Source organism: Streptomyces fuscigenes, from assembly GCF_021556455.1.
Taxonomy (GTDB): domain Bacteria; phylum Actinomycetota; class Actinomycetes; order Streptomycetales; family Streptomycetaceae; genus Streptomyces; species Streptomyces fuscigenes.
This window is the reverse complement of record NZ_JAKGCV010000299.1, coordinates 1-6956: the sequence shown is the minus strand read 5'-3', so window position 1 is coordinate 6956 and position 6956 is coordinate 1. Positions and strand designations below refer to the sequence as shown.

The 6956-nt window shown below is 75.6% G+C and carries 4 protein-coding genes; 2 read left to right on the top strand and 2 right to left on the bottom strand.

Annotated features, from left to right (window positions below; all coding sequences use genetic code 11):
* Positions 1-101: 101 nt before the first annotated feature.
* Complete coding sequence (locus L1885_RS20540; RefSeq protein WP_235798634.1) at positions 102-644, top strand: CinA family protein; 543 nt, start codon at positions 102-104, stop codon at positions 642-644.
* A gap of 109 nt (positions 645-753) precedes the next feature.
* Positions 754-1137 carry a helix-turn-helix domain-containing protein gene (locus L1885_RS20535; RefSeq protein WP_235798633.1) on the top strand — a complete coding sequence of 128 codons (384 nt, stop codon included), beginning with the start codon at positions 754-756 and terminating at the stop codon, positions 1135-1137.
* Between the two features lie 237 nt (positions 1138-1374).
* Here the strand turns inward: L1885_RS20535 and L1885_RS20530 are convergent, their stop codons facing one another.
* The gene (locus tag L1885_RS20530) at positions 1375-2133 is read right to left on the bottom strand and encodes an Fpg/Nei family DNA glycosylase (protein ID WP_235798632.1); all 759 of its coding nucleotides are present in this window, start codon (positions 2131-2133) and stop codon (positions 1375-1377) included.
* Between the two features lie 4 nt (positions 2134-2137).
* Complete coding sequence (locus L1885_RS20525; RefSeq protein WP_235798631.1) at positions 2138-6772, bottom strand: ATP-dependent helicase; 4635 nt, start codon at positions 6770-6772, stop codon at positions 2138-2140.
* Positions 6773-6956: the final 184 nt, after the last annotated feature.

Sequence of the window (6956 nt, the reverse complement as noted above, 5' to 3'; positions counted from 1 at the left end):
AGCGAAGGCCCGGAGCCGGAGAGCGGTGCCGGAGGTGCGGCGGCCGGCGCGGCCGGGCCGGACGGCCCGGGCCGGGAGGCCGGTGGCGCGGAGGGCGAGCGATGAGCGCCACGCCCGTCACGTCCCCGGAAGCCGGGAACGAGGCGGCGAGCGTCGTCGCGCGGCTGACGGCGCTCGGCGGGACGCTGGCGGTCGCGGAGTCCCTCACGGGCGGCCTGGTGGCCGCGGCCGTGACGTCCGTGCCCGGGGCCTCCCGCGTCCTGCGCGGCTCCGTCACCGCGTACGCCACCGAGCTGAAGCGGGACGTCCTCGGAGTCGACGGGGAACTGCTGGCCGAGCGGGGTGCGGTCGATCCGGACGTGGCGCGCTCGATGGCCGCCGGGGTGCGCCGCGTGCTCGGCGCCGACTGGGGAGTCGCGACCACCGGTGTCGCGGGGCCCGACCGGCAGGACGGCCACCCGGTGGGCACCGTTCATGTGGCGGTCGCGGGCCCCCGAGGTGAGGAGAAAGTCCGCTCGTTGAGATTGAACGGCGGCCGTGCGGACATCCGTAAAGAAAGCGTTCGTTCCGTGCTCGCGCTCCTCCTGGACGAACTCCCGGCGAATGAGCGGGCACAGGATACGGAACAGAACGGGGGGACTTGATGTTTGCAGCCCTGAGTGAACACGACATCGCTCCCCGCACGGCCGCGTCGCGAGGCGGTACGGTGGGGCGTGAAGGATGCGGCTACGCGGTCCGAGGAGGGAGCCACCGATGATTCTGCTCCGTCGCCTGCTGGGTGACGTGCTGCGTCGGCAGCGCCAACGCCAGGGCCGTACTCTGCGCGAAGTCTCCTCGTCCGCCCGAGTCTCACTCGGCTATCTCTCCGAGGTGGAGCGGGGGCAGAAGGAGGCGTCCTCCGAACTGCTCTCCGCCATCTGCGACGCGCTTGACGTACGGATGTCCGAGCTCATGAGGGAAGTGAGCGACGAACTGTCGTTGGCGGAGCTGGCCGCGTCGGCTGCGGCCGACGGGCCTGTGCCCGCACCAGTACGTCCGATGCTTGGTTCGATCGCGGTGAAGTCGGTACCGAAGGTTCCGACGGAACGGGTGACGATCAAGGCACCTACGGAGGCGGTCGACGTAGTCGCCGCCTGAGCGAGTCCCTGCTTGGAGGTGAGCCCCCGGTACGCGTGCGAGAGCGCGGCGTGCCGGGGGCTCACCCGTGTCCGGAACCCGCGTCGCGCGGGGGGCGTGCGGGGTCCCGGAGTGCCCCGGTGGCGGGGTCCCGGGGTCCCGGGGTCCCGGAGCGGCAGGGCCCCGGAGTCCCGGAGCGGCAGTCATGGAGTCACCGTGCCCGGCGGCCGAGCGTCGGGTCCCCTCCCGGGCAATGGGTCAGGGCGACGGGGCCGGCTGGCAGTGCGGGCACCAGTACGTGGGCCGGTCGGCCTGGGATGCCTTGCGGATCAGGGTCCGGCAGCGCGGGCAGGGCAGGCCCCGGCGGCCCGACACGTGCAGGCGGCGGCTGCCGCTGGAGAGCTTCTTGTTCAGCTCCAGGAGGCGCTTCGACGCGTCGACGAGGCGCTCGGGCGCCCGCACCTGCCCCATCGGCGTCCAGGGGTTGACGCGCGCCACGAAGCACGCCTCCGACTTGAAGATGTTGCCCACGCCCGCCAGGTTGCGCTGGTCCAGCAGGGCCTCCGCGGCGGCCCGGTCGGGATCGGACAGCAGGTTGCGCAGCGCCGTCGCGGCGTCCCAGTCGGGGCCGAGCAGGTCGGGGCCCAGGTGACCCACCACCCGGTCCTCCTGCGCGGTGCGGATCAGCTCCAGCACCTTCAGCCGGTAGCCGACGGCGGTCGCCGCCGTGGTCCCGAGGACGGCCCGGATCTCGTGCGGCGGGCCGCCGCCCCACCGCCGGTCGGGCGCGTACACCTTCCACGCGCCCTCCATGCCCAGGTGGGAGTGGAGCGTGAGGCCGCCCTCCACCCGCGTCATGAGGTGCTTGCCGCGGGGCGTGACGTCGAGGACCGCGCGGCCCTTCAGATCGGCGGTCGCGAAGCGCGGCACCCGCAGATCGAACCGGATCAGCACCTTCCCCGCCAGCGCCGCGTGCAGGGTACGGGCCGCCCGCCACACCGTGTCTCCCTCGGGCACGGCCTCACGCCCTCAGCCGCAGGCCGCGGGGCGTCGCGTGGAAGCCGGCCGACTCCAGCACCCGGCCGAGCGGGGACGTCAGCGCGGGCGAGCCGTTCGCCCGCTCCACCGTGATTGTGCCGAGCTGCCCCGCGCCGGCTGCCGAGGCGAGCGCCGAAGCGGCGGCCCGCAGGGCCGGGCCGTCCGGGTCGGCCGCCCACGACAGGAGCGTCTTGCCGCCGCGCTCCATGTAGAGCGTCAGCTCGCCGTCGACGAGGACCACCAGCGATCCCGCCTTCCGGCCTGGCTTGTGGCTCGCCTCCTCGGGCGGCTCGGGCCAGGGCAGGGCCGCCCCGTAGGCGTTCGCCGGATCGGCGGCGGCGAGCAGGACCGCCTGCGGGTCGGGCGAGGACTCGGCGCGCTCTCGGGCGGTCGCGGCGGCCCGCAGCCGGTCCACGGCCCCGTCCATGGCGAACTGGGCCGCGCCGAGCCCCTCGACGACGTAGCCGCGGCGCGCCTGGCCGCTGTCCTCGAACGCGGACAGCACCCGGTAGACCGCGGAGAACCCGCCCTGCACTCCTTCCGCGGCGACCGCGCCCCGCGTGACCACGCCGTGCCGGTCGAGGAGGGAGCGGGCCACGGCGTGGGCGCGGTGCGTCGCGTCGGGCTCCCGCTCGGGCAGCAGCGACCAGCGGCCGCTCACCGTCGGCGGCCCGGTGCGCGACGCCGGCCGCGCGGCCGCCGTGAGCGTCCCGTACCGGCCCCGGGGCACGGACTTGCGGGCGCGGTGCGCCGTGGAACCGGCCGTGCGGCCGGATCCCAGCAGGGCCCGCAGGGGCGCGGCCGTGTCGTTGGTCAGGCGGCCCGACCACGCCAGGTCCCACACCGCGTCGGCGAGCTGGGGGTCGGTGGCGTCCGGGTGCGTCGTGGCACGCACCTGCTGGGCGATCTGGCGGAAGAAGAGCCCGTAGCCCCCGTTCAGCGCCGTCAGCACCGACTCGTGGAGCGCGGTGAGCTCCAGCGGATGCGGGGGCGGCAGCAGGACGGGCGCGTTGTCGGCGGGGTAGAGCGAGACCCAGCCGTCCTTGCCGGGCAGGGCGCCCGCGCCCGCCCAGACCACCTCGCCCGTCGTCGTCAGCTCGTCGAGCAGGGCCGGGGTGTACCCGGCCACCCGCGACGGCAGGACCAGCCGCTCCAGCGCGGAGGCCGGCACGGCCGCGCCCTGGAGCTGCTCCACGGCGCGGGCGAGCCCGTCGATCCCGCGCAGGCGGTGCGCGCCCAGGTGCTGCCACTGCGGCAGGAACGTGGCGAGAGCGCTCGGCGCGACCGGCTCCAGCTCCTCGCGCAGCGCGGCCAGGGAACGCCGCCGCAGCCTGCGCAGCACCGTCGCGTCGCACCACTCCTGGCCGATGCCCTCCGGATGGAACTCGCCCTGCACCACGCGGCCCGCCGCCGCGAGCCGCTGCAGCGCCCCGTCCGTGACGGCGGTGCCGAGGCCGAAGCGCGCGGCGGCCGACGCCGAGGTGAACGGGCCGTGCGTGCGGGCGTGCCGGGCCAGCAGATCGCCGAGGGGGTCCTTGACGGGCTCCATGAACGCCTCGGGCACGCCGACGGGCAGTGCCGTGCCCAGCGCGTCCCGCAGCCTGCCGGCGTCCTCCACGGCGGCCCAGTGGTCGGCGCCCGCGATGCGCACCGTGATGGCGCGCCGGGCCGCCGCGAGCTCCGCGGCCCAGCCGGGCCGCGCACCCCGCTCGGCCAACTCCGCGTCGGTCAGCGGCCCTAGGACCCGCAGGAGGTCGGCGACGCCCTCGACGTCCTTGACGCGGCGGTCGTCGGTGCGCCACTGCAACTCGCGCTCCAGCTCGGCCAGCACCTCGGGGTCGAGCAGTTCCCGCAGTTCCGCCTGGCCGAGCAGCTCCGCCAGCAGCCGCGAGTCGAGCGAGAGCGCGGCGGCGCGCCGTTCGGCGAGCGGCGAGTCGCCCTCGTAGAGGAACTGGGCGACGTAACCGAACAGCAGCGAGCGGGCGAACGGCGACGGCTCCGTCGTCGTGACCTCGACGAGCCGCACCCTGCGGGCCTCGATGTCCCCCATCAGCTCCGTGAGGCCGGGCACGTCGAAGACGTCCTGCAGGCACTCCCTGACCGCCTCGAGGACGATCGGGAACGAGCCGAACTCGCTGGCCACCTGGAGCAGTTGCGCGGCGCGCTGGCGCTGCTGCCACAGCGGGGTGCGCCGGCCCGGGCTGCGCCGCGGCAGCAGCAGCGCGCGGGCCGCGCACTCGCGGAACCGCGACGCGAACAGTGCGGAGCCGCCGACCTGGTCCGTGACGATCCCGCTCACGTCGCCCGCGTCGAACGCGACGTCCCCCGCGCCGACGGGCGCCTGCTCGCTGTCGTACGTCGTCTCCGAGCGCGCGGTGTCCTCGTCGAGGAGGTCGAAGCCCATCAGGTCCGCGTCGGGCAGCCGCAGCACGATGCCGTCGTCCGCGTGCATCACCTGCGCGTCCATCCCGTACCGCTCGGTCAGCCGCGACGCGAGCGCCAGCGCCCACGGCGCGTGCACCTGCGCGCCGAACGGGGAGTGCACCACCACGCGCCAGTCGCCCAGCTCGTCGCGGAACCGCTCGACCACGATGGTGCGGTCGTCCGGCACATGGCCGCACGCCCTGCGCTGCTCGTCGAGGTACGACAGGACGTTGTCCGCGGCCCAGGTGTCCAGGCCCGCCGTCATCAGCCGCAGCCGCGCGTCCTGTTCGGACAGGGCGCCGACCTCGCGCAGGAACGCGCCCACCGCGCGGCCCAGTTCCAGCGGGCGGCCGAGCTGGTCGCCCTTCCAGAACGGCAGCCGGCCCGGCGCCCCCGGCGCGGGTGTGACCAGGACCCGGTCGCGGGTGATGTCCTCGATGCGCCAGGACGTCGTCCCGAGCGTGAACACGTCGCCCACGCGCGACTCGTAGACCATCTCCTCGTCCAGCTCGCCGACCCGGCCGCCGCCCTTCTTCGGGTCGGCGCCGGCGAGGAAGACGCCGAACAGGCCCCGGTCCGGGATGGTGCCGCCCGAGGTGACGGCGAGGCGCTGGGCCCCGGGCCGGCCCGTGACGGTCCCCGCGACGCGGTCCCACACCACGCGCGGACGCAGCTCCGCGAACGCGTCCGAGGGGTAGCGGCCCGCCAGCATGTCGAGCACGCCCGTGAACGCGGACTCGGGCAGCGACGCGAAGGGCGCGGCCCTGCGCACCGTCGCCAGCAGGTCGTCGGCCTGACGGGAGTCCAGCGCGACCATCGCGACGAGCTGCTGGGCCAGCACGTCCAGCGGGTTCGCCGGGACGCGCAGCGCCTCGATCGAGCCGTCGCGCATGCGCTCCGTGACGACCGCGGACTGCACGAGGTCGCCGCGGTACTTCGGGAAGACCACGCCCGTGGACACGGCCCCCACCTGGTGGCCCGCGCGGCCGACGCGCTGGAGGCCGGAGGCGACCGACGGCGGGGACTCGACCTGGACGACGAGGTCCACCGCGCCCATGTCGATGCCCAGCTCCAGGCTGGACGTCGCCACGACGGCGGGCAGGCGCCCCGCCTTGAGGTCCTCCTCGACCTGCGCGCGCTGCTCCTTCGAGACGGAGCCGTGGTGCGCCCGGGCCAGGAGCGGCGGCGCGCCCTGGGCCGCCCCTGCCTGCGCCATGACCTCCGCGGGGGAGTGGTCGGCGGGCAGGGCCTCGCCCGTCGCGCGCTCGTAGGCGATCTCGTTCAGGCGGTTGCACAGCCGCTCGGCGAGCCGCCGCGAGTTGGCGAAGACGATGGTGGACCGGTGCGCCTGGATCAGATCGGCGATGCGCTCCTCGACGTGGGGCCAGATCGAGGGCTTCTCGCCGCCCGCCGGGCCGTCGCCGCCGCTGTCCGTGGCGGGGGAGCCCCCCAGCTCGCCGAGGTCCTCCACGGGCACGACGACGGACAGGTCGAACTCCTTGCCGGAGGGCGGCTGGACGATCTCCACGCGGCGCTGCGGCGACAGGAAGCGCGCCACCTCCTCCACCGGGCGCACCGTCGCGGACAGGCCGATGCGGCGCGCGGGGCGCGGCAGCAGCTCGTCGAGCCGCTCCAGGGACAGCGCGAGGTGGGCGCCGCGCTTCGTGCCCGCAACGGCGTGCACCTCGTCCAGGATCACCGTCTCGACCCCCGCGAGCGCATCCCGCGCGGACGAGGTCAGCATCAGGAACAGGGACTCGGGCGTCGTGATCAGGATGTCCGGCGGGCGCACGGCGAACGAGCGGCGGTCGGCCGCCGGGGTGTCCCCCGACCGGATGCCGACCCGCACCTCCGGCTCGGGCAGGCCGAGGCGCGCCGACTCCTGGCGGATGCCCGTGAGCGGGCTGCGCAGATTGCGCTCCACGTCCACCGCGAGCGCCTTCAGCGGCGACACGTACAGCACCCGGCAGCGCTTCTTCGCCTCGGCGGGCGGCGGCACGGACGCGAGGCGGTCCACCGCGGCGAGGAACGCGGCCAGCGTCTTGCCCGATCCCGTCGGCGCGACCACCAGCACGTCCGAGCCCTCGCCGATGGCCCGCCACGCCCCCTCCTGCGCCGGGGTGGGCGCGGAGAAGGCACCCGAGAACCAGCCCCGGGTGGCGGGGGAGAACGACGCGAGCGAGCTGCCTGCCATGTCACCCATCGTGCACCCCGGCACTGACAACGCCGCAGAATGACGGCATGGCGAGCGGAACGGGCGGTGGCACGCACCCGGAGGCGGTCGGCGAGGGCGCGCCCGGCCGGGGGTGCCCGGACGGGGCGGGAGGAGCCGCGGGCGCGAAGGGCGGGAAGCCCGCGGCCGGGCCCGGCAGGGCGGC